Raw genomic sequence first — 22,681 nt, 5'->3', positions numbered from 1 at the left:
CCGGATGGTGTTGCATGTCGTCGAAAGAGCCTGATGTCTGGTTCCGTTTTGTTCGGGCCCACAGGACGGTCATCCGTGAAATCGAGCGGCGCCTGGCCGATGCCGGTCTGCCGCCGTATGCCTGGTACGACGCTTTATGGGGCCTGGAAAGTGGCCCCGATGGCACCCGGCGCATGCATGAATTGGCCGATGTGCTGGCCATCGAACGCTACAACCTGACGCGCCTGGTGGACCGCCTGGAAAAGGACGGCCTGGTGGTGCGTTCGCGCTCCGACGGTGACGGTCGTGCAGCCTTTGTATCGATCACCGATGCGGGCCGGGTGTTGCGTAAAAAGATGTGGAAAATCTACGAAAGCAGCGTGGATGAGTTGTTTTTGTCGCAGCTCGACAGCGAGCAACGCCGGGGCTTTGCCGAGGCGCTGGAACGCACGGCGGGGCTGGCGGTGGAGGCGGGCGTGCAGACCCGTGGGCGGCGTAAGACCTGAAGCCAATATTCCAGGCGACGCGGATCCCGTGTGGGAGCGGGCTTGCTCGCGAAAGCGGTGTGTCAGCAACAGAAATATCAACAGGCACACCGCCTTCGCGAGCAAGCCCGCTCCCACATTTGATCTGTGATGGATTACAGATCGTCATTTCAGGTGATATCGATGCAGGGCGGCTTCTACCTGTTCTGCTTCGATAAGGCCGTCATCCGCCAAAGCCTTCAATGCCAGCACCGCGATCCAATATCGACCGGGTGCTGACGCCTCTACCGAGCCCGCCCCCAACGCCACAAACCGCGCATCCACATACCCCGCCAACTGGTCAACGATCGGCTGCGGATACCCGGTGACCGCGACCACCGGCGCGCCATCCCCAGCCAGGCAATCCCTTAGATGGCAACTGCGCTTCGGTGCCAGCGGGTGCAGGCGGTTCCAGCGTTGCGCCGCATCCGCCTCACGGGCCAGCCGTGTGTAGCTGGGGCAGCTCCACAGTTGCGTCTCGACGTTCCACTCCGTTTCGAGCAACAGCGCGGCGTGCACGACTTCTTCAAACGCTCGACCCGCGCCCAGCAACCGCACCTTCAACTCGCTTGTGTATGAGCGTCGGACCCGGTACATGCCCCTGAGCGCATGGTCACAATCCTGCGGGCTCAACCTCGGCCCGTCGTGCTGGTCGTGCAGTGCCAGGTAGTAAAACCCCGACTGGCCGTCGACATACAGCGCCTGCAAACCTGCCAGCACAATCGCCCGGGCTTCCTCGCCGGAGGCCGGGTCATAAGGTGTGCAGTGGGGATTGCTGGCCAGCCATAAGGGCAGTGAAGGGGAGGGCCGGGTTTCATTGTCGTTGCACAAGATGCCCCGCTGGCGGGTTTCGCTGGACAGTGCGCGCAACTGCGCCGATGACGCGGCCGTGTGCAGGTACAACATGGGCTTTTCCCCGGTGTTGCGCGCGAACCACGTGGGCCAGCTCATCACCCGGCGGGAGCGCGACTGGCCGCGAATCACCCATGCCTGCCGGCTGGACTCCAGGGTGTTAGCCATGGTCATCACGCTATACAGCGGCGAACAGCGGGGCTGCTGCATTGCATTCAGGGCGTCGATACAGATCAGGGCAGAGCGTTCGGTGCTGGCAGTCATGAGCAGGGTCGCTTGGCAACGGGTGCCCTTACCCTAATGGAATTCAGCTTGTGATTGCAATTGCAATGATTGCAGTTGCATCTAAAATTCACCCGGCTAAATCAACCCAACCCTGCTACGTTTAATTTTGAAGTGCAGGAACGTCATGCCACGGACATTTTTTCGTCATGACGGCACTTTAGGCTGGTTGTGCAGGTCACTTAGCAACCCCTTTTCATAATACAAGGAGTCAACCATGGACGATTACCAGGAAGAACTGCTGGAGTTCCACGCCTTCGAACTGGATCCGCTGGATCCGGCCGATGATGCAACCGAGCTGTAAGACAGACGTCAGGCGGAATGCCGCTGACTGCGGCGAAATTCCCCTGGGGTCTGGCTGTTCCAGCGCTTGAAGGCCCGTTGAAAGGCTTCCGCTGAGGCAAAACCGAGTAAATAGGCAATTTCACCGAACGCCAGTTCGGTATCGCGAATATAGGTCATGGCCAGGTCGCGGCGAGTGTCATTGAGAATCGCCCGGAACTGCGTCCCTTCTTCCGCCAGCTTGCGCCGCAAGGTCCAGGTCGGCAGTTTCAAGCGTGCCGCCACTTCTTCCAGGTCGGGTTCCCGGCCACCATTGAGCATCGGCCCGAGCAACCGGGTAATGCGCTCGCGCAGGCTGCGGGTGCGCGTCAACTGCTCCAATTCCCGTTCACACAACTGCACCAGTAATTGCCAGGTACTCGGGCAATGTTCCGGGTTGCGCATGGCCAGGGTTTGCTGGCTCAGGCGCAGTTGATTGTGCTCGGCGCCAAACTGGATCGGGCAGTCCCCCAGCACGCTATAGCGTTCGCTGTAGTCGGGGGCCTCGAATTCGATTTCGATGCGCTGCGCCTGCACCGGTTGCAAGCTTATGCTCGACAATTGATGCAGCCAGCCGGCGATGATCGAGTCCACCACGAAGCGGTTGTACGCGTTGTACGGGCTGATGGAATAGAAGCGCAGCCAGGCGCCGTCAGTGTCCTCGTGAAAGCTCGACTGGCCTCGATAGTTGGAGCCGTACAAGGCTTCGAAGCGCGTCAGAGTGCGGGCGGCTTCGCGAACGGTGGGCGCTTGGGCGGCTGTAACACCGGCGAGGCCGGCCTGGCTCAAGCGGCTGAGCTGGCCCATGCGCAGACCCAGGCTGGGGTCGCCGGTCAGCTGGATGGCGGCGTGGCCCAGGCGCATATACCGCGGGATCGACAAGCGAGCACCCGCCTCGGCCAGGCGCGCAGGGTCAAAGCCGTATTGCAGCAACAACGGTTGCGGGTCCAGGCCATGGCTGTGGATCGCATCGGCCAAGGTGTGGACAAAACCCACCGACAGGTCCCCAAGCCGCACCGGTTTCATCGCGTTACAGCCACACGTTCAGCAGGCGTGCGCCACGGGCATTGCCGTCGGCGAACACCTGGCCGTTGCTGCTGAGGAAGCTTTGCCCGGCGCTGCCCATGTCGAAGAATTGCCCACGCAGGAACACGCTCATGCCGGCGGTGGCCTGGCTGATGGGTTGCTGGCTGATCAGGGTCAGGCGGTGCCAGGCTTCGCCTTCGCTGAGTTCTTCCGGCTTGAGGCTGATTTCCGGTGGTGTCGACACGCTTTTGAAACCGCGCCACGGCTTGTCCCAGGTCTCGCGGCCAATCACGAAGGCCGGTACCGCCACCAATTGCGCGCCTTGCTCGTTGAGCTTGCGGTAGTTGTCCGGGTACCAGCTGTCACTGCCGATCAGGATGCCCAGGCGCCCGGCCGGGGTGTCGACCACGCTGACGGTGTTTTCGTCGCCGGGCTCGATAAAGCCGCGTTCATCGAAAATCGGATACAGCTGGCGTTGCGGCTGGCCCACCGCCAAGCCATCACGGTCAAAGACCACGCTGGTGTTGTACAACGCGCCGTGGCCGATCTGCAGTTGGCCCTGGCTGACGCTCGGGTTGGGCAGGGCAATGGAGCCGGCCACCAGGGTCACGCCGAATTCCTTGGCCAGGCCGCCGAACAGCACCTGATAGTCGCGGGCCATTGCCGGGGCCTTCATGCGCAGGTAGGCGTCGTCGATGCGGTCATCACCCTTGGCGCTGATCAACGCCCGCACGAACAACAACGGGTTGCTCGCCGACAGCCAGTTCATCGCTTCCTTGAGGTTGGTGGCCTGGTACAGCTCGTTCTTCTCGCCACTGACCATCAGCCAGGTGCCGATATGTTCCGGCAGCACCACGATGGTCTTGTCGTTGATCAAGCCCTGGTCGCGGGCCTTTTGCAGGTAGGCCGCCAGCTTCAGGTGCAGGCGTTCCAGGCTCTGGTAGTCGGCGGGGAACAGTTCCGGCTGGATGCCCAGCAGGTTGCCGCGGTCGGCGGGTACGCCTTGGTCGACGGCCAGGTTGATCCGCAGGTCGGACAGGTAATGGCCCACTGGGCGTTCCTGGGTCCAGACCAGATAGGCGGAAACGGCGGCGACCAGGGCCATGATGAGGGTGAATCCAAGAAGTTTACGCATGGGAAAAAAACAACGGACCGGGTGCAGGGTTCGGTACCTAGGGTAGGGCTCATGTACGCAGTTGCCAAGGGGCGCTGCGCATTTGGATCAATAACTTGTCAGTTACAGTCATTGAGCGGCAACCGGCAGCCTCTTAGTCTGTGGGACATAAACCGATGGAGTGCCATTCGAGCGCTCCACGTCCCGTGATGATCCGTTGTGGAGCTGTACCATGACCGCTGCTGCCTACCCGCACCTGCTGGCCCCGTTGGACCTGGGTTTTACCACCCTGCGTAACCGCACCCTGATGGGCTCGATGCACACCGGCCTTGAAGAGAAACCCGGCGGCTTCGAGCGCATGGCGGCCTATTTTGCCGAGCGCGCCCGTGGCGGCGTGGGCCTGATGGTCACCGGCGGCATTGGCCCGAACGATGAAGGTGGGGTGTATGGCGGTGCAGCCAAGCTGACCACCGACGAAGAAGCGCAGAAGCACAAGATCGTGACGAAAGCGGTGCACGAGGCGGGCGGCAAGATCTGCATGCAGATTCTCCACGCCGGGCGCTATGCCTACAGCCCGAAACAGGTGGCGCCAAGCGCAATCCAGGCACCGATCAACCCGTTCAAGCCCAAAGAGCTGGACGAAGAAGGTATCGAAAAGCAGATCAATGATTTCGTCACCTGCTCGGTACTGGCCCAGGTCGCCGAGTACGACGGCGTGGAAATCATGGGCTCCGAAGGCTACTTCATTAACCAGTTCCTCGCGGCTCACACCAACCACCGCACCGACCGTTGGGGTGGCAGCTACGAAAACCGCATGCGCCTGCCGGTGGAAATCGTGCGCCGGGTGCGCGAAGCCGTAGGCCCGAATTTCATCATCATCTTCCGCCTGTCGATGCTCGACCTGGTGGAAGGCGGCAGCACCTGGGAAGAGATCGTGCAGTTGGCCAAGGCCATCGAGCAGGCCGGTGCAACGATCATCAACACCGGCATTGGCTGGCACGAAGCGCGCATCCCGACCATCGCCACCAAGGTGCCGCGTGGAGCGTTCAGCAAGGTCACTGCGAAGTTGCGAGGGGCGGTGCAGATTCCGTTGATCACCACCAACCGGATCAACACCCCGGAAATCGCCGAGCAGATCCTGGCCGAAGGCGATGCCGACATGGTCTCGATGGCGCGCCCATTCCTGGCCGACCCGGACTTCGTCAACAAGGCTGCCGAAGGCCGCGCCGATGAAATCAACACCTGCATCGGCTGCAACCAGGCGTGCCTGGACCACACCTTCGGCGGCAAGCTGACCACCTGCCTGGTCAACCCGCGTGCGTGCTACGAAACCGAACTCAACTACCTGCCGGTCAAGCAGATCAAGAAAATCGCCGTGGTGGGTGCCGGTCCTGCGGGCCTGGCGGCCGCCACCGTTGCCGCCGAGCGTGGGCATCAAGTGACGCTGTTTGATTCGGCCAGCGAGATCGGCGGCCAGTTCAACATCGCCAAGCGCGTGCCGGGCAAGGAAGAGTTCTTTGAAACCCTGCGCTACTTCAAGCGCAAGTTGCAGACCACCCACGTCGAGCTGTGCCTGAACACTCGGGTCGACGTTGAGCAGCTTGTTGCGGGCGGTTACGACGAGATCATTCTCGCCACCGGCATCGCGCCGCGTACGCCGGCCATCCCGGGTGTGGAAAACGCCAAGGTGCTTAGCTACCTGGACGTGATTCTGGAGCGCAAGCCAGTGGGCCATCGCGTGGCCGTGATCGGTGCCGGCGGTATCGGTTTTGACGTGTCGGAGTTCCTCGTGCACCAGGGCGTGTCCACCAGCCTGGACCGCGAGGCGTTCTGGAAAGAGTGGGGCATCGACACCCACCTTGAAGCCCGCGGCGGTGTGGCCGGGATCAAGCCCGAGCGCCATGCGCCGGCGCGTGAAGTGTTCCTGTTGCAGCGCAAGACGTCCAAGGTCGGCGACGGCCTGGGCAAGACTACCGGCTGGATTCATCGCACCGGCCTGAAGAACAAGCAGGTGCAGATGCTTAACAGCGTCGAGTACCTGAAGATCGACGACGACGGCCTGCATATCCGCATTGGCGCCGAGGGTGAGCCGCAGGTGCTGGCGGTGGACAATATCGTCATCTGTGCCGGCCAGGACCCGCTGCGGGAACTGCAGGACGGCCTGGTCGCAGCCGGGCAGAACGTGCACCTGATCGGCGGTGCGGATGTGGCGGCCGAGCTGGATGCCAAGCGCGCCATCAACCAAGGTTCGCGCCTGGCGGCCGAGCTGTAAACACTCAAAAGGGGCGGTGGTAGACTACCGCCCCTTTTCTTGTGCAGAACCGCCCTAATGGGTCCTTTCGACTGGCTTCCCCACGCACCCCTTGAACCCCTGAAGCTGGACTGGATGGGGCCGGTGGAAGTGGCCGTGCTGCGCCTGGATCGCATCGACCCGCTGATCAGCGGCAACAAGTGGTTCAAGCTCACCGAGCACCTGGCGCAAGGCCGGGCGGTGGGGGCCAGCGGGATCATCAGCCTGGGCGGGGCTTACTCCAATCACCTGCATGCACTGGCGGCGGCCGGGAAACGCTTCGGGTTTCCTACCGTTGGCTTGCTGCGTGGCCATCCGCAAGACACGCCCACGGTGCTCGACCTCAAGGCCTTCGGCATGCAACTGCATTGGTTGGGGTATGGCGGCTATCGCGCGCGCAATGAGCCGGACTTCTGGCTGCCCTGGCGCGAGCAGTATCCGCACCTGCACCCGGTGCCTGAAGGCGGTGGTGGCGTGGCCGGTGCGTTGGGCTGCGGGGTGTTGGTCCGTCAGGCACAGGCGCAGTTAAGTGGCCTGGGCTGGGCGGATTATCACGGTTGGTGGCTGGCGGCGGGTACCGGCACCACGCTGGCGGGATTGGTGCTGGCCGAGGCGGGCGCGCATCCGGTGTATGGCGCGCTGGCGGTGCCCGACGACCACGGGGTGGCGCAGCAGGTACACACGCTTGTGCAGGAGGGTTATGAATTGCTGGACGCCAGCCGGGGCGGCTTTGCCAAGGTCGATCCGGAGTTGCTGGCCTTTATCGACACCACCGAGCAAGCCTGTGGCCTGCCCCTGGAGCCGCTTTACACCGGCAAAGCGTTATTGGCGTTGAAGCAGCAGATTGAAGCCGGAAGATTTTCCCCCGGCACCCGCCTGATCTTCGTCCACACCGGTGGCCTGCAAGGCCGCCGGGGCTTTCTGTAGGAGCGAGCTTGCTCACGAAAAACGTCAACGATAACGCAGCGCTATCAGGTTGCCCGTGTCGCCTATTCGTTTTTCGCGAGCAAGCTCGCTCCTACAGTCATCCATGATTTCGCTCGCGCCCCGGCATCATTCGCAGCGCTGTAGTATCGCGCAGGATGTAATGGTGAACGATCGCAGCCAACGCATGCAGCCCGATCAACCAGTAACCCACCTTGCCGAACAGCACATGCCAGCTTTCAATCTCCTTGGCCAACGCCTTGTTTTCGGCAATCAGCGGCGGCAGCTCAATGCCGTAGAACATCACAGAGTGCCCCTCGGCGCTGACGATCAGCCAGCCGGCGATGGGCATGCCGATCATCAAGGCATACAGCGCCATGTGCATCAGGGTGGCCAGGAAGGATTGCCACTGCGGTGGGGCTGGCACGATCTTCGGCGCCACCCCCAGGCTGCGGGCGAACAACCGTAGCCACACCAGCACAAATACCGTCAGGCCGAACATGAAGTGCATTTCCACGATCAACGTACGTGCGCCGCTGCCTTTGGGAAACTGCCCGCGTAACTCAATGCAGGCGTAGACCACCGCCAGCAGCACCACCATCAGCCAGTGCAACGCAATCGACATGGTGCTGTAACGCGTATCGGAATTTTTCCAGGGCATCGCTTTCTTCCTCACTCATCAGGGCAAACCTCCGTTCTTTGGCGACGGAGTCCTTTCAATGTAAGCCTGTTTTACGAGGTTTGCCCGTGAGAGGAGGGTGTATAGGCGATCTTTTGATCTCGATCAGTTGCCCTGCGGCATTTCACCCCGTGCCAGGCGCAGGTTGATGTCGGCGATCACGGCAGGCAGGTCGGTGATGGTGTCGATCATGTAGTGCGGGCGAGAGCCTTCGAACATGGCTTCGATGCGCGTGCGTTCGCTGGCGAGCGTGCCGGCATTGAGGGCGCGGAACTGCTCGTAGGTCAGGCCCAGGGCGTTGCCCGAACAGGTCAGCGCCACGGTCCACATCCCGGCGCGACGGCCTTCGAGAATGCCCGGCACGGTGTCGTCAATCTTCACGCAGGCCGCGACATCATCAATCCCGAGGGCGATCACGTTGGCCAGAGCCTGGGCTGGCCATGGGCGACCGTTGGGTACTTCGTCGGTGGCGACCACGTGGTCGGCAACGTAGCCGTTGGTGGCGGCCAGTTCGACGACTTTGTCCATTACCTGCTTGGGGTAGCCGGAGCACGAGCCGATCTTGATCCCTTGCTTGCGCAGGTTGGCGATGGTGTCCAGGGCGCCGGGGATCAATGCCGAGTGCTCGGCGATTTTCTCGATCTGCAGCGGCATGAAGCGTTGGTAGATGGCGGTCACGTCATCGTCAGTCGGCGTGCGGCCAAAGGCCTTGCGATAGCGCTCGGCCACTTGCGGCTGGTCGCACAGGGTGCGGATGTGGTCCCACTTGCCCATGCCCATCGGGCCACGGGCTTCTTCGATGGAAACCTGCACGTCGAATTCAGCGAAGGCTTCGACAAAAATCTGCGTGGGGGCGAACGAGCCGAAATCGACCACGGTGCCGGCCCAGTCGAGGATCGCGGCTTGAAGCTGGGTTGGGTTTGCGTAGTTCATGGTTCAGATCCTGTTTAAAAGCGGATTTATGTAGGAGCGAGCTTGCTCGCGAAGGTCGTTAACGATGGCGTTGGCATCCTGAATGAACGCGGTGCCCTCGGGTTTTTCGCGAGCAAGCTCGCTCCTACAGGAGGCAATTCAGTTTTATATTTCGAGCACGTTCATTTCTTGCAGCACCTCGGCCACCGCCGCGACAGCGGCTTGCATCTCGGCCTGGTTTACATGGCCGATGCAGCCCACGCGGAAGGTTTCCACCTGGGTCAATTTGCCGGGATACAGGATGAAGCCCTTGGCCTTGACCCGTTCGTAGAACTCCTTGAACTGGTAGCGCGGGTCTTTCGGCGCATGGAAGGTGACGATGATCGGTGCCTGGATCGCCGCAGGCAGGAAGCTGCGCAGGCCCAGTTCGGCCATGCCGTCCAGCAGCGCCTGGCAGTTGTTGGCGTAGCGCTGGTGCCGGGCGGGCAGGCCGCCTTCTTCGTTGTATTGCAGCAGCGCTTCGTGCAGTGCGGCGACCACGTGGGTCGGCGGAGTGAAGCGCCACTGGCCGGTCTTGGCCATGTAGCTGTGCTGGTCGAACAGGTCCATCGCCAGGGAATGGCTGTTGCCTTGGGCAGCGGCCAGCGCCTGCTTTTCAGCGAACACAAAACCCATCCCCGGTACGCCTTCCAGGCACTTGCCGGAGGCGGCGATCAGCGCGTCGAATGGCACCTCGCGGGCGTCGATCGGCAGCGCGCCGAAGGAACTCATGGCGTCGATGATCAGGCGCTTGCCGTGGCGGGCGATGACCTGGGCGATCTCGGGCAGCGGGTTGAGAATCCCGGTGCTGGTTTCGCAATGGATCAGTGCGACGTGGGTGATGCCCTTGTCGGCGTGCAACAGGCGGTCGACGTCGGCGGCGGTGGTGGGTTCGTCTTCGGCGGTTTCAAACGTACTGAACTCGCGGCCGAGCACTTCGCAAATCTTCGCCAGGCGTTTGCCGTAGGCGCCGTTGATCAGCACCAGCACCTTGCCGTCCCGTGGGACCAGGGTGCCGATGGCCGCTTCCACGGCGAAGGTGCCGCTGCCTTGCAACGGCACGCAATCGTGGCTGTGGGTGCCGTTGACGATCACCAGCAGCTGCTCGCAGAGGCTGGCGGTCAGTTGATTGAAGCGGTCATCCCATGAACCCCAGTCGACCATCATGGCCTGGCGGGTACGGGCCGAAGTGGTCAAGGGCCCGGGGGTCAGCAGGATCGGCGCGGCAGTGCTCATTCGTGTGTCCTCGCAAAACAATGGGATGAACTTACGGCGCCTAAATTGCAGTTTGGCTTGTCATCAATCAAATTGTTTGTTGTTATGCGAGCTATCAGTGAGGCCGATAGCTATGAACCTGTTTCAACTGCGTGCATTTGATGCCGTCGCCCGCGAGGGCAGTTTTACCCGGGCGGCCGAGCGCCTGTTCATCAGCCAGCCGGCGGTGACCGGGCATATCAAGGCGCTCGAGGAGCACTACCAGATTGCCTTGCTGCGGCGTACCGCGCGACGGGTGGAGTTGACCGAGGAGGGCACCAAGCTGGCGGCGATCACCCGGGCGATCTTCGGCCTGGTGGAGGAGGCGCAGACCTTGCTGGAGGCCAACCGGCAACTGCTCACCGGGCGCCTTGAAGTAGCGGCGGACGGGCCGCACATGGTCATGCCGATGTTGGCCAGCCTGCGGCAGCGGTATCCGGGGATTACCGTCAATTTGCGCCTGGGCAACGCTCAGGAAACCCTCGCGGCGCTGTTGTCTGAGCGGGCTGATGTAGCGGTGTTGACGGAGGTGGAACCGCGCAAGGGCCTGCATTTGCAGCCGTTGATCGAGTCCCGGATTTGCGCGTTGGTGCCGGCCGGCCATCCGTGGTTGGCGGAGCCTGCGGGGATTCGGCTGGAGCAGTTGGATCAGGTAATCATGGTGTTGCGTGAGCCCAGCTCGATTACCCGACGCACTTTCGACGATGCCTGCGCCCAGGCCGGTGTGCAGCCCAGGGTGTTGCTCGAGTTGGACAGCCGTGAGGCGGTGACGGAAGCGGTGGCAGCGGAATTGGGGGTTGGGGTGGTGTCGTCGATGGAGGTCAGCCGGGATCCGCGGGTGCACGCGATTCCGATCCAGGGTGAGGGGCTGGTGAACCGGCATGTGATCGGGTGCATGGAGCGGCGGCGGGAGTTGCGGTTGATTCAGGCGTTTTTCGAGTTGGCGCCTTAGAGGGTGTTGGCTCAAGGTCTAGTTGGCCCCTTCGCGAGCAAGCCCGCTCCCACATTTGACCGCATTCCATGGGTAGAACTCGGTCAAGTGTGGGAGCGGGCTTGCTCGCGAAGGGGCCCTCAAATTCACCGCAAACTTTCCCGCACAATCTCCAGAAAAGTCGCCACCACCCGCCGTGAACTCTGCTCTTTCAAACACACCAGGGTTTCCTTCATCCGCTGCGTACAATCACGGATCGGCATCGCGTACACCCGTGAGTCCGCCCCAAACTCCGCAGCCGACACCACCCCCACGCCAATCCCCACCACCACCGCTTCCCGCGCGGCTTCGCGGCCTTCCACCTGGATCGCCGGGCGAATCCGCAGCCCGGCCTGGTGCATCTCCTGTTCCAGGGTCTGACGGGTCACCGAGCCGATTTCCCGCAACACCAGCGGCGTATCGTCCAGGTCCGCCAGGCAGATCGACTCGCGCCCGGCCCACGGATGGTTGCGGGCGACAAACGCGAGCAATTGATCATCGGGCAAGCGCAGTGACAGCAGCCGCTCGTCGTCCACATCGCGCCCCAGCAGCGCAAGGTCGGCCTGATAGTTGTAGAGGCGAAACAGCGATTCATCGGTGTTGCCGGTTTCGATCTTCACGCTGATGCCCGGATATAACTGGCAGAAGCGCGCGATCTGCGGCAACACATGCACGGGCGCATCCACCGCGAGCGTCAGAGTGCCGGTTTGCAAGGCGCGGGAATCCTGCAGCAGCTCTTCGGCTTCCGCCGCGACGGCAAACAAGCGCTGGGTAATACTCAGCAGGCGCTCTCCGAGGTCGGTCAATCGCACCGAGCGTTTGTTGCGATGAAACAGCAGCACGCCGAAGCGTTCTTCGAGTTTGCGCACCTGGTCGGAAATGGCCGGCTGGCTGAGGAACAAGCGCTCGGCGGCGTGGGTAAAACTGCCGTGCACGGCCACCGCATGGAAGGCTTTGAGTTGGGCGTGGGACACCGACATCGCGAATCCTCTTACAAGCTCAGCTTATATTTGAAATACGATAAATCGATTTTACCTATTAGTCAGCCATTGCTTTTATAGCCCCAGTCGCCGTAGGTCGAGCCCTACACCTTTGGCGGCCATGGGTCTTTTGCGTGTTTACCAGCAGGACTCATCTGACCAGCACCGCCGCCTCCCAGGCGCCGGTACTGCAGTGCTCAACAATAAAAATACAGGCGTTTGCTTTTCATTCTGCCGGCACACTCACACCCGAGGTCAGAACCACCATGAATACTCCCTTGAGTAGCATCAAGCGTTGGCGCGTGCAGATTTTCGCCATCACCTGGCTGGCGTACGCCGCCTTCTACTTCACCCGCAAAGCCTTTTCGGTGGCCAAACTGGGGATCGTCGACGACCCGAGTTTCCCGCTGGACAAGATGATGATGGCCAACCTGGATGGCATCTACCTGGCGGCCTACGCCGTTGGCCAGTTCACCTGGGGCATGCTCGCCGACCGTTTCGGGCCACGTGTGGTGGTACTCGGCGGGTTGCTGATTTCCGCCGCCGCCGCCCTGGTGATGGGCACGTTTGCCACTTTGCCGATCTTTGTCACCTGCATGTTGATCCAGGGCCTGGCCCAGTCCACCGGCTGGTCCGGGCTATGCAAGAACCTTGGCAGTTTCTTCCCGGCGCAGCAGCGTGGGCGGGTGCTGGGGTTATGGAGTTCGTGCTACGCCTTTGGCGGCCTGGTGGCGTCGCCCTTTGCGGGTTGGTGGGCGTATACGCTGATCGGCACCTGGCATGCGGCGTTTATCTCCAGTGCCGCTGTGGTCGCCGTGGTCGCGGTGCTGTTTTTCATTTTTCAGCGCAACACGCCACAGGATGTGGGCTTGCCGGCGGTGGAACCGGAGCCGGAACAGACTGCTGCTGAAAAGAACGCCAGTGTGCTGGAGCCGCTGCGTGCCATTTTGCGCAACCGCACGGTGTTGACCCTGGGGCTGGCGTATTTTCTGTTGAAACCGGCGCGTTACGCGATCCTGTTGTGGGGGCCGGTGATTGTGTATGAGCAGATGCCGTCGGTGGGCAAGGTCGGTGCAGCGATTGTGCCCACGGCGTTCGAGCTGGCGGGGTTGCTGGGGCCGATCATGATCGGCATGGCATCCGACAAACTGTTCGGCGCCCGGCGCATGCCGGCCTGTGTCCTCAGCCTGTTGGCGCTGACGGTGGCCCTGGCGTTGTTCATGGGCGCCTTGCACACCGGCAGTGTGGCGCTGGTGATGGCGTTGCTGTTTGTGATGGGCCTGACCCTGTACGGGCCGGACTCAATGATCAGCAGCACCGCCGCCATCGACTTCGGCACCGCCAAGGCCGGCGCGACGGCGGCGGGGTTCGTCAACGGCTGCGGTTCGGTGGGGGCGATCCTTGGCGGCTTGCTGCCGGGCTACTTCGACACGGTCACAGTGTTCATTGTGTTTGCCGGTGCCGCGCTGTTTTCCTCGCTGGTGTTGATGCCGTACTGGAACGCCAGGCCGGCGGTGCTGGCGCAGGTGGGCGACTTCGTGCCCGACCGTGAGCGCGCAATCAATCCCTTGCGGACCTGAGGGGCATGGCCGGTTTTTTGGTGGATTAGAGTGTTTCAGCGCTATAAACTCTGCCCCCAAAGCGCCGGCCAGTAGACGTCTCGGCGCGATGGACAGAAGAGAGTGAGTCATGGGCGCACAGTGGAAAGTCAAACATAAAGAAGCGGCATCCAATGCCAAGGGCAAGATCTTCGGCAAGTTGGTGAAAGAGATCACCATTGCTGCCCGTAACGGTGCCGACACCTCCACCAACGCACACTTGCGCCTGGTGGTGGAGCAGGCCAAAAAAGCCTCGATGCCCAAGGAAACCCTGGAACGCGCGATCAAGAAAGGCGCCGGTCTGCTCGGTGAGACCGTGCAATACCACCGTGTGACCTACGAAGGTTTTGCCCCGCACCAGGTGCCGCTGATCGTTGAATGCGTGACCGACAACATCAACCGCACCGTGGCAGAAATCCGTGTGGCGTTCCGCAAAGGGCAACTCGGTGCGTCCGGCTCCGTGGCCTGGGACTTCAATCATGTGGGCCTGATCGAAGCCTCGCCGGACAGCCCGGAAGCCGATCCGGAAATGGCCGCGATTGAAGCCGGTGCGCAGGATTTCGAAGAAGGCGAAGAAGAGGGCACGACCCTGTTCATCACCGAGACCACCGACCTGGACGCCGTGCAGAAAGCCTTGCCGGAGCAGGGTTTCACCGTGTTGTCGGCCAAGCTGGGCTACATCGCGAAGAACCCGGTGAGCGGTTTGAGCGATGAGCAAATGGCTGAAGTCGAAGCCTTTCTGGAAGGCTTGGACAACCATGATGACGTGCAGGATATGTTCGTCGGGTTGGCGGGTTAATTCTAATCTGATGTGAACTCGGTCCAAATGTGGGAGCGGGCTTGCTCGCGAATGCGGTGTACCAGCCAAGTATGTATTGACTGACACACCGCCTTCGCGAGCAAGCCCGCTCCCACATGGGTTTAGCGGTGTTTAGAAGACTGCAACAGGGTTGTGATTTCCTTGAACCCTGGCCGGGTCAGCACCTCCGGCTGGCAGCAGTCATCCCGCAAGGCTTCCAGCGCCGCGCGCTTTTCCTCGCTTAACCCCGTATCAATCCTTTCCAGCAACTCCCCCAGCAAAACCCCAAACGCCCGCACTTCAATGCGCTGCAACGCGCGGGCTTCCTCGCTGTCGACCGTGGCATGAAACGACGCAGCACCAAAGTCTCCAAGCAAACACTCACCGGCCTCATTCCACAGAATGTTATGCCCGTACAAATCGCCGTGGGTGATGCCTTGCGCATGCAGGTGCGCCGCCACCGAAGCGATGCCCCGGGCCATGCGCAACGCCACGTCCGCGCTGAAGCGGGTGGTGGGCTCGTAGATATCCCGGGTGCACGACGCCAGGCTCGGCAGGGCCGCGAGGTTGCGGTAGCTCGGCTCGATCAGTTGCATCACCAGCGCCGCCTGGCCTTGCGGGTGGTCGACGACACGGCCTTCTACCTTGATCAGGTTGGCATGCAGTCCGGCAGCGATGCAGGCGTGCATTTCGTGCAGGGGCGAGCCGTCGCTGGTAATGCTGCCCTTATAGAGCTTGACCGCGACCGCCTTGGCCAGCCCGTTTGGCGGGATCCAGGACGCCTTGCGTATGATCCCGGAAGCGCCTTCGCCCAATACGTCGTCCAACACCAATTCTGACCAGGGAATGTTTGGCGTCGGGTCATGCCGGGCCTCTTCCGCGGCCATTTCTACCGGGTTGCCGGCGTAGGCCAGCCAGGTCAGGCTCGGCAAGGTCAGCAGCCAGTCGGGCAGACGGGTCAGGCGGTTGGAGGCGATGCGGATCAGTTCGAGGTTTTTGCACTGGGCCAGGCTTGGCGGCAACTGCTCCAGGTGGTTGCCGGCCAGCATCAGTTTTTGCAGCAACGGCCGTTCACCCAGCTCGCTCGGCAACTGGCTGATGCGGTTATCAGTGAGGATCAGCCAGCGCAGCAGTGGCGGCAGCGATGCCGCCGGCACGCTGCTGATCTGGTTCGACTTGAAGCCGATCATGCTCAGCCGCGCGCACTGGCCCAGGCATTCCGGCAGTTCGGTAAAAGCGTTTTCCGAACAGAACAGCACGCGCAAATGAGGCAGGCGGTGCAAGTCATCCGGCAGGCTGCTGAGGGCGTTACCGGTGAGGTTGAGGATTTCCAGGGAGTCGGCCAGGTCGAAGATCTCCCGGGGGAACTCGGTCAGCCCGCAGCGCAGGTCCAGGCGTTTGATGCCGGCCAATTGGCCGGCCTTGAGTTGGGCAAGGGTATCCATGAACGGCGCGTCACTCGGCAATAGGGGCGTGAATGGCGCTCATGATAGCGGGTTGCGGCCCGATCTTCTGCAACTGCCCGAGGCGGCTGGCGGTGCGGGCCAAGTCGATCGCCTGGCCACTGAGGGATTCTTCCAGCGGCTGCTCGCCGATGAGCACTAAGTGTTTGTCCTGGTCGTAGAGCACGTCCACCAGGTTGATGAACCGTTGCTGGGTGGCAATCGGGCACTCCGCCAGATGCGGCAGGCCATCGATGATCCAATGGTCATAGTCGCGGCACAGTTGCAGGTAGTCCATGACCGCGGTCGGTTGTTCGCACAGGTCGCTGAAGGTGAAGGCGATGCTGCGGCCCTGATGCCTGCGGGCAATCAGTTGCCGGGCACCGACCGCCAGGCTCAGTGGTGGGTGATCCGCTGACGGCAGGCCCAGGGCCTCGCGTTGCGCAGGTGTGCCGGGCCAGACGAACCGGCCTGCCGTAAAGCGCTGATCGCCATGGGCCTGGGCCAGGCCGCGATAATCCTGGGGGGCACTGACTTCCATCACGTCCATGCGCGCACTGATCAGCTCGATCACCGGCTTGAATCGCTGGTGGTACAACGGGTTCGGCAACAGCCCGGCAGGCGGGTAATTGGAGGTCACCAGCACCCACACCCCGCGCCGGAACAGCGCCTTGAAGAGTCGGCTGATCAGCATCGCGTCGCCGATGTCGTGCACGTGAAACTCGTCGAAGCACAGCACGCGGCAGCCATCGAGCAGTTCATCCAGGGTCACGCCCAGGGCATCGCGCTGCTGGCGATGGGTAAACATGCCGCGGTGCAGGTGGGCGAAGAAGTCGTGGAAGTGCACGCGCTGCTTCTCGGCCATCGGCAGTGCCTGGAAAAACCCGTCCAGCAGCCAGCTTTTGCCCCGGCCCACGGCACCGTGCAGGTACAGGCTGCGGGTAGGGCGCCCGGCCAGCAGGTGCGCGGTTTGCCGGGCCATGGTCTCGATGACCTGCAACTGGCTGGGGCTGAGGGTATAGCCCTGTTGCCGGGCCTTGCCTTGAAAAAAAGCCGCGATGCCGGGGTCGGCGTCGGTGGCCGCAGGTTTACCCAGCAACCGTTTGAGCAGGGGCGGTAAAGCAGCCAATGTCAGTCACTCTGTGTTTCGGTGGTCGCTCACTTTAGAGCGCCGGTTGCGGTTTGACCAATAGAGAAGCACAGGGTGAGCTATCTGGAAAAGGCATGGCTGAATGGATCCAAAACAACGACTTGACTGGCGGATTCCCCTCAAGTGACTAACCTCATACACAGCAGTCACCCCTGTATAAGGATTTGGGGCAGTGAAGGGACAAGCAGTCTTGGCAATCATGAGCGCGATGCTCTGCAACACGGTTTATGGCGCTCAGCTCCAGGTTGAAGTGCGCATCGACGTGCAGCGGGGGTGCCAGTTGGTCGGCACCACGCGCGAAGCAGGTATCGAGCAGCTCGGTGTGCTGGATTTTGGCAGCGGCGCCCGCCTGGATGACCCGGCAGGTCCGTTGAGTGCAGCCTTGATCAGCCAGCGCCAACCACGCCTTGAGTGCAACCCGGACACGCCGTATCAGATGCGTGTCGACGGGGGCCTGCATGGCGGCGTCGGCGAAGTGCGTTACCTGGGCGCCGCAACCCCTTCGATCAAGCCCATCCCCTACCGAATTTATGCCGACGCCGCGCGCCGCATCCCCCTGGCTGTGGACGTGCCGGTGAGTGGGCGCGTGCCCGACTCCGGCACCGTGGACTTGCCCCTCTACGGACGCATCGAACCGCTCAAGGACATTCCCGCCGTGGGCCGTTATTCCGACCTGCTCAAAGTGACGGTGACATGGTAAGCCGCGGCCTGGCCTGCGTGGCGCTGGGCGGCCTGTTGCTGCTGGCCGAGGACGCCCAGGCGGCGGTGGCCGGGCAGATTCATGCACGGCTGGTGATCACCGCCAGTTGCCAGGTGAGCAAGGGCACCGAAAGCGCGCCGGTGAGCCCGGATGGCGGCTCGGCCTTGCTGGATTTCGGCAGCCACGGGCCTACCTGGGACAAGGGCCTGGGCGCCGGCATCAGTGATGGCGACAAGGCGGCGCTGGCGGTGTCCTGCAACCCTTCGGTGGTGAGCAGCTTCACCGTGACCATCGACGGTGGCGCCCATGGCGATGGCACCACCCGGCGCCTGAGCAATGGCCGGCAAACCATACCGTATCGGCTGTCGGCCGACCCCGCAGGCCTGAGCACCTACAGCATCGGCCAGCAACGCAATTTCGTCGTGACCAAGGGCGCACAGGTACCGATCCCGGTATTCGGCTCGGTGGTGGCGAATACCAGGGCCCTACCGGCCGGCATCTACACAGACACCCTGACGGTGACTCTGGATTGGTAAATCATGAGGATGGACATCATGCATGCACTTGTATCTAAAGCAGTTTTTCCATTAATCGCACTGGTGTGGGTGTCGGGCGCCCAAGCGGCCACCACGGTCACCGGGCAGATCAGCTCCACGCTGATCCTGACCAACAGCTGCCTGGTCAACGGCGTGGGCGGCACCACCGGTTTGAACTTCGGTACGATCAATTTCGGCACCACCAACAGCCAGTTCACCACCCAGTCCGGCCAAGTGCTGGGCGGTGGCGGGGGCGCGTTGTCGATCCAGTGTTCGTCGGGTACCTCGCCGGTGATCACCGTCGGCGCCGGCTCCCATGACGGCCAGTCCACCGGCGGCACCCGGGCGCTTTACGACGGTGTTGCCAACTATGTGCCGTATGACTTCTACACCGACACCGGGCATTCGACGCTCCTGGCGATCAACGGAACCATCAACGTAGGCGCGAGCACGGGGGTTGCGCAAACCGTGAATATCTACGGCCAGGCCGTGGGCAAGGTAGGGCTGCCGGCCGGTACCTATACCGATACGGTGTCCGTGCAACTGACGTTCTAGTGCCATGAAACGGGCCTGCTGGACGGCGCTGGCGGTCATCACGGGTTGGGGGATGCCGTTGTCGTTGCTGGCGGTGACTACCCAGACAATCCAGGTCAGCGCGACGATTGCCGCAGGCTGCCTGGTGGTGGGCGGTGGCACGAATTACGGCAGCCTGGCGTTCGGCAGCTACTCATCGTTGTCCACCAGCACAGTGTCGGTGGCGCTGAGCGGCGGGGTCACGCTGCAGTGCACGCCGGGAGTCACCTTGAACATGACCGTCGATGGCGGTTTGCACAACGTCAGTGGCCGGCGCATGCAGCTCAATAGCGGCAGTGCCCAAGTGGCGTATCAGCTGTTTCGGGACGCGGCGTTCAGTCAGAGCCTGGGGATCAGTCAAAGCGTCAGCGTGGCCTATAGCAACGCAAACAATATAACCCTGCCGATTTACGGCCGGGTGGTGTTACCGGGTAATCAGCCTGGGGGGACGTACAGCGACGTGCTGCAGGTGCAGCTGTCCTGGTAAGGCGATTGGCATGAGGAGTGGAATCTATGTTTGCAGCTTCCCGGCGGTATTGGGTCGCGGGTTTTATCGGCTTGGTGGCATTGGGCGCCGGGCAGGTCCAGGCCGCCAGCTCGGTGCTGATCTGGCCCATTGACCCGGTGCTGGAAGCCGATCAACAGGCCAGCGCCTTGTGGTTGGAGAACCGCGGTACAGAGACCGCCAACCTGCAGATTCGGGTATTTGCCTGGAGCCAGGGCGGTTTCGACGAGCAATACCAGAACCAGCGCGACGTGATCGGCAGCCCGCCGGTGGCGAAGATCGAGCCGGGGCAGAAGCAACTGGTGCGCCTGACCCGCACGCGAGAAATACCGCCGGGCCAGGAGCTGGCGTATCGGATCATCATCGACGAAATTCCTGGCGCCGTGCCTGAAACGCCTGCCGCCGATGGCAAGACGGCCGCCGCAATCCGCTTTCAGATGCGCTATTCGGTGCCCTTGTTCGCCTACGGCGCAGGCCTGTGGAGCAAGGACGACGCGACCCGCCAGCGCGACCCCAAGGGTGCGGGCAAGCCGGAGCTGAGCTGGAAGAAAGTCACGGTGGGCGGTCGCAACTATGTGGAGATGCGCAATCAGGGCGCGGTGCATGCGCGGCTGACCGATGTGGCGTTCAAGCAGGGCGGGCAAACCCGGCCGCTGGTGGACGGCTTGCTGGGCTACGTGCTGCCGGGCGCAACCATGCGCTGGCCGGTGCCGGAAGGTGTAGCGGGCGACCAGCCGTTGCAGGTACGGGTCAATGGCGCAACGCAACTGGAGAACCTTGTACCGGGACGGTAACGCAATGGAATAGGGCATGGAGTCGCCCTTGATCTTAACGGATGGAGATGTCCATTGATGGACACAATGCCTTGGTGAGCCATGAACGGGCTCGTATTCGATGGCGATCGGTGTGGGTGGGCGGCCTGTCTGGCCTGGCGCTTGCGCCGCTTGGCATGGCCGCGCCGCTGCCGCCGCCCCCCAGCAACATGGAGGCTGTGGCCGATGCACAGTTGTTCCTCGAACTGGTGGTCAACCAGTTGGATACCGGCCGGGTGGTCGCCGTGGATCAACGCGCCGGTGGCTTGTTTTTGCCGGCGGCGACCTTACGGGATATCGGCATGAAGCTGCCGGCCGGCATCACCACTGAAGTCGCACTGGACCAGGTGCCCGACTTGCACACCGATTACGACAGCCAGGGCCAGCGCCTGATGCTGACAGTACCGCCGGCGTGGTTGCCGGCGCAGTTCATCGGCAACCGCAATAACTACCCGCGCACCCAGGCGCTCACCAGTTTTGGTGCGTTGCTCAACTACGACGCCTACTTGAATGACACCGATGATGCCGGCACTTACCTGGGTATCTTCAACGAAGTGCGGTTGTTCGACACGTGGGGCACGTTGTCCAATACCGGCCAGTACCGCACCACCTTTGGCGGCCAGACCAGCGGCAGTACCCTGGACAATGGCTACCGGCGCTATGACACCACCTGGCGCTTTTCCGACGATGAACGCCTGCTGACCTACGAGGCGGGCGACGTGATCAGCGGCGCGTTGCCGTGGAGCAGTTCGGTGCGCCTGGGCGGGGTGCAAGTGTCGCGAGACTTCGGTGTACGCCCGGACCTGGTGACTTATCCCTTGCCGCAGTTTGCCGGGGAGGCGGCGGTGCCGTCGTCGGTGGACCTGTTTATCAACGGCTACAAATCCAGCAGCGCCGACCTGCAGCCAGGCCCCTACACCTTGACCAACGTGCCGTTTATCAACGGTGCCGGCGAAGCGGTGGTCGTCACCACCGATGCGTTGGGTCGGCAGGTTTCAACCACGGTGCCGTTCTACGTCACCAGTACCCTGCTGCAAAAAGGCCTGTCGGACTTTTCGGTGGCGGCCGGTAATTTGCGCAGGGACTACACCATTCGGGATTTTGGCTACGGCCCCGGCGTGGCCAGCGGCACGTTTCGATACGGGGTGTCGGACTACTTCACCTTGGAAAGCCATGCCGAAGCCTCGGGCGACCTGACCCTTGGCGGGCTCGGCGGCAACGTGCGGCTGGGCAACTTCGGGGTGCTCAACACGGCCCTCAGCCAAAGCCAGTTTGACGGCGAGACCGGCCAGCAACTGAGCTTCGGTTATCAATACAGCAACCAACGCTACAGCCTGTCTTACCAGCGGGTAGAGCGCCGCGACCAGTACGCCGACCTGACCCTGGTCGACACCCCTTATGCGAGCCTCAGCAAACGCAGTGAGCAGGTGACCCTGAGCCTGAACCTCAACGATTTCGGCAGCATCGGTGCCGGCTATTTCGATGTGCAGGCGGCCGATGACTCCCGCACCCGGCTGATGAACCTCACCTGGAGCAAACAGCTGTGGCGCAACACCAGTTTCTACCTGTCGGCCAACCGCGAGGTCGGTGACAGCAACTGGGCCATGCAGGCGCAGCTGGTCATCCCGTTCGACATCTACGGCAGCCTGGCCCTGAGCAACGAGCGCAGCCAGGCCGGCGAGAGTCGCCAGCGGGTCAACTACAGCCGGGCGGTGCCGTCCGAAGGCGGCGTGGGCTACAACCTGGGGTATGCCAGTGGCGACGGGCCGGCCTATCGCCAGGCCGACCTGACCTGGCGCATGCAGTCGGTGCAATTGCAGGCAGGCGTGTATGGCAGCAGCGACGCCGAGACCCGTTGGGCGGATGCCAGCGGCTCGCTGGTGTGGATGGACAAGCAAGTGTTCGCGGCCAACCGGGTCAATGACGCGTTTGTGGTGGTGAGCACCGACGGCTATGCCGGGGTGCCGGTGCTCTATGAAAACCAGTTGGTGGGTGAAACCGATCGCAACGGGCATCTGCTGGTGCCGTGGAGCAGCGCTTATTACCGCGGCAAGTATGAAATCGACCCGCTGAACCTACCGGTCAACGTGCAGACCCCGAATGTCGAGCAACGCGTGGCGGTGCGTCGCGGCAGCGGCTACCTGCTGGAGTTCCCGGTGCGCCGGGTGATCGCGGCCAGTATCACCCTGGTGGATGCCCAGCATCAGGACCTGCCCCTGGGCAGCCAGGTGCGCCACGAGCAAACCGGGGCGCGGGCGGTGGTGGGTTGGGAGGGCCTGGTGTACCTGGAGAACCTGGCGGCCCACAACACCTTGCAAGTCACTGTGGGTGAGGGCCGTACCTGCCAGGCAACGTTTGATCTGGACATCAACGAGGAGCAGGTGCCGCTGATCGGGCCGCTGGTTTGCCAATGAAATAAG

The 22,681-nt window shown here is 62.5% G+C and carries 21 protein-coding genes; 12 read left to right on the top strand and 9 right to left on the bottom strand.

Annotation, left to right across the window (positions count from 1 at the left end):
* Nucleotides 1-14: 14 nt before the first annotated feature.
* Nucleotides 15-485, top strand: a complete 471-nt coding sequence (locus AU074_RS07780; RefSeq protein WP_076014230.1) for a MarR family winged helix-turn-helix transcriptional regulator — start codon at nt 15-17, stop codon at nt 483-485.
* Between the two features lie 144 nt (nt 486-629).
* Here the strand turns inward: AU074_RS07780 and AU074_RS07775 are convergent, their stop codons facing one another.
* The 3 genes from AU074_RS07775 to AU074_RS07765 all read right to left on the bottom strand — a co-directional run bounded on the left by AU074_RS07775 (nt 630) and on the right by AU074_RS07765 (nt 4,119).
* On the bottom strand, nt 630-1,619 hold the full coding sequence (locus AU074_RS07775) for a pyruvate dehydrogenase (protein ID WP_076014229.1): 990 nt from the start codon (nt 1,617-1,619) through the stop codon (nt 630-632).
* A 330-nt stretch (nt 1,620-1,949) separates the two neighbouring features.
* Nucleotides 1,950-2,984, bottom strand: coding sequence for an AraC family transcriptional regulator (locus tag AU074_RS07770; RefSeq protein WP_076014228.1), 1,035 nt, complete (start codon nt 2,982-2,984; stop codon nt 1,950-1,952).
* A 4-nt stretch (nt 2,985-2,988) separates the two neighbouring features.
* Nucleotides 2,989-4,119 (bottom strand): carbon-nitrogen hydrolase family protein, encoded by a 1,131-nt coding sequence (locus tag AU074_RS07765; RefSeq protein WP_076014227.1) that lies wholly within the window; start codon nt 4,117-4,119, stop codon nt 2,989-2,991.
* A gap of 211 nt (nt 4,120-4,330) precedes the next feature.
* Here AU074_RS07765 and AU074_RS07760 point away from each other — a divergent pair, with 211 nt between their 5' ends.
* Both AU074_RS07760 and AU074_RS07755 read left to right on the top strand, forming a co-directional pair.
* Nucleotides 4,331-6,370: an NADPH-dependent 2,4-dienoyl-CoA reductase gene (locus tag AU074_RS07760; protein ID WP_076014226.1), complete on the top strand. Its 2,040-nt coding sequence runs from the start codon at nt 4,331-4,333 to the stop codon at nt 6,368-6,370.
* 57 nt (nt 6,371-6,427) lie between these two features.
* Nucleotides 6,428-7,315: a 1-aminocyclopropane-1-carboxylate deaminase/D-cysteine desulfhydrase gene (locus AU074_RS07755; RefSeq protein WP_076014225.1), complete on the top strand. Its 888-nt coding sequence runs from the start codon at nt 6,428-6,430 to the stop codon at nt 7,313-7,315.
* 97 nt (nt 7,316-7,412) lie between these two features.
* Here AU074_RS07755 and AU074_RS07750 read toward each other — a convergent pair whose 3' ends face one another.
* The 3 genes from AU074_RS07750 to AU074_RS07740 form a co-directional block, all read right to left on the bottom strand.
* Nucleotides 7,413-7,973, bottom strand: a complete 561-nt coding sequence (locus AU074_RS07750; protein ID WP_076014224.1) for a cytochrome b — start codon at nt 7,971-7,973, stop codon at nt 7,413-7,415.
* Nucleotides 7,974-8,096: 123 nt separating this feature from the next.
* A complete protein-coding gene (gene phnX, locus AU074_RS07745; RefSeq protein WP_076014223.1) occupies nt 8,097-8,924 on the bottom strand; it encodes a phosphonoacetaldehyde hydrolase in 828 nt (275 codons plus the stop codon).
* A 144-nt stretch (nt 8,925-9,068) separates the two neighbouring features.
* On the bottom strand, nt 9,069-10,178 hold the full coding sequence (locus tag AU074_RS07740) for a 2-aminoethylphosphonate--pyruvate transaminase (protein WP_076014222.1): 1,110 nt from the start codon (nt 10,176-10,178) through the stop codon (nt 9,069-9,071).
* Nucleotides 10,179-10,290: 112 nt separating this feature from the next.
* Here AU074_RS07740 and AU074_RS07735 point away from each other — a divergent pair, with 112 nt between their 5' ends.
* Entirely contained in the window at nt 10,291-11,148 is an 858-nt protein-coding gene (locus AU074_RS07735) for a LysR substrate-binding domain-containing protein (protein ID WP_003212427.1), read from the top strand.
* Between the two features lie 125 nt (nt 11,149-11,273).
* On the opposite strand, the gene AU074_RS07730 is transcribed toward AU074_RS07735, so the two are convergent.
* Nucleotides 11,274-12,146 carry a LysR substrate-binding domain-containing protein gene (locus AU074_RS07730; RefSeq protein WP_076014221.1) on the bottom strand — a complete coding sequence of 291 codons (873 nt, stop codon included), beginning with the start codon at nt 12,144-12,146 and terminating at the stop codon, nt 11,274-11,276.
* A 266-nt stretch (nt 12,147-12,412) separates the two neighbouring features.
* Between AU074_RS07730 and AU074_RS07725 the strand changes: the two genes are divergently transcribed.
* A complete protein-coding gene (locus AU074_RS07725; RefSeq protein WP_076014220.1) occupies nt 12,413-13,726 on the top strand; it encodes an MFS transporter in 1,314 nt (437 codons plus the stop codon).
* A gap of 109 nt (nt 13,727-13,835) precedes the next feature.
* A complete protein-coding gene (locus AU074_RS07720; RefSeq protein WP_076014219.1) occupies nt 13,836-14,543 on the top strand; it encodes a YebC/PmpR family DNA-binding transcriptional regulator in 708 nt (235 codons plus the stop codon).
* 122 nt (nt 14,544-14,665) lie between these two features.
* On the opposite strand, the gene AU074_RS07715 is transcribed toward AU074_RS07720, so the two are convergent.
* A complete protein-coding gene (locus AU074_RS07715; protein WP_076014344.1) occupies nt 14,666-15,988 on the bottom strand; it encodes a leucine-rich repeat-containing protein kinase family protein in 1,323 nt (440 codons plus the stop codon).
* A 10-nt stretch (nt 15,989-15,998) separates the two neighbouring features.
* Nucleotides 15,999-17,114 carry a cell division protein ZapE gene (gene zapE / locus AU074_RS07710; RefSeq protein WP_076014218.1) on the bottom strand — a complete coding sequence of 372 codons (1,116 nt, stop codon included), beginning with the start codon at nt 17,112-17,114 and terminating at the stop codon, nt 15,999-16,001.
* Nucleotides 17,115-17,343: 229 nt separating this feature from the next.
* Here zapE and AU074_RS07705 point away from each other — a divergent pair, with 229 nt between their 5' ends.
* From AU074_RS07705 to AU074_RS07680, 6 genes are read left to right on the top strand one after another with little or no spacing between them, the layout of a single operon-like run.
* A complete protein-coding gene (locus AU074_RS07705; RefSeq protein WP_076014217.1) occupies nt 17,344-17,835 on the top strand; it encodes a spore coat U domain-containing protein in 492 nt (163 codons plus the stop codon).
* Nucleotides 17,829-18,371 carry a spore coat protein U domain-containing protein gene (locus tag AU074_RS07700; RefSeq protein ID WP_076014216.1) on the top strand — a complete coding sequence of 181 codons (543 nt, stop codon included), beginning with the start codon at nt 17,829-17,831 and terminating at the stop codon, nt 18,369-18,371. The genes AU074_RS07705 and AU074_RS07700 overlap by 7 nt, the downstream gene beginning before the upstream one ends.
* An 18-nt stretch (nt 18,372-18,389) precedes the next feature.
* Entirely contained in the window at nt 18,390-18,926 is a 537-nt protein-coding gene (locus AU074_RS07695; RefSeq protein WP_076014343.1) for a spore coat protein U domain-containing protein, read from the top strand.
* A gap of 52 nt (nt 18,927-18,978) precedes the next feature.
* Nucleotides 18,979-19,431 carry a spore coat U domain-containing protein gene (locus AU074_RS07690; RefSeq protein ID WP_178124259.1) on the top strand — a complete coding sequence of 151 codons (453 nt, stop codon included), beginning with the start codon at nt 18,979-18,981 and terminating at the stop codon, nt 19,429-19,431.
* 26 nt (nt 19,432-19,457) lie between these two features.
* Complete coding sequence (locus AU074_RS07685; protein WP_076014214.1) at nt 19,458-20,243, top strand: molecular chaperone; 786 nt, start codon at nt 19,458-19,460, stop codon at nt 20,241-20,243.
* A 41-nt stretch (nt 20,244-20,284) separates the two neighbouring features.
* Nucleotides 20,285-22,675: a fimbria/pilus outer membrane usher protein gene (locus tag AU074_RS07680; RefSeq protein WP_076014213.1), complete on the top strand. Its 2,391-nt coding sequence runs from the start codon at nt 20,285-20,287 to the stop codon at nt 22,673-22,675.
* The last annotated feature ends 6 nt before the right edge of the window (nt 22,676-22,681 follow it).

Origin of the sequence: Pseudomonas sp. ATCC PTA-122608 (genome assembly GCF_001952855.1) — a bacterium.
In the GTDB taxonomy this organism is placed as follows: domain Bacteria; phylum Pseudomonadota; class Gammaproteobacteria; order Pseudomonadales; family Pseudomonadaceae; genus Aquipseudomonas.
Note: the sequence above shows the minus strand (reverse complement) of the source record. Positions and strands in the feature narration are given on the sequence as shown.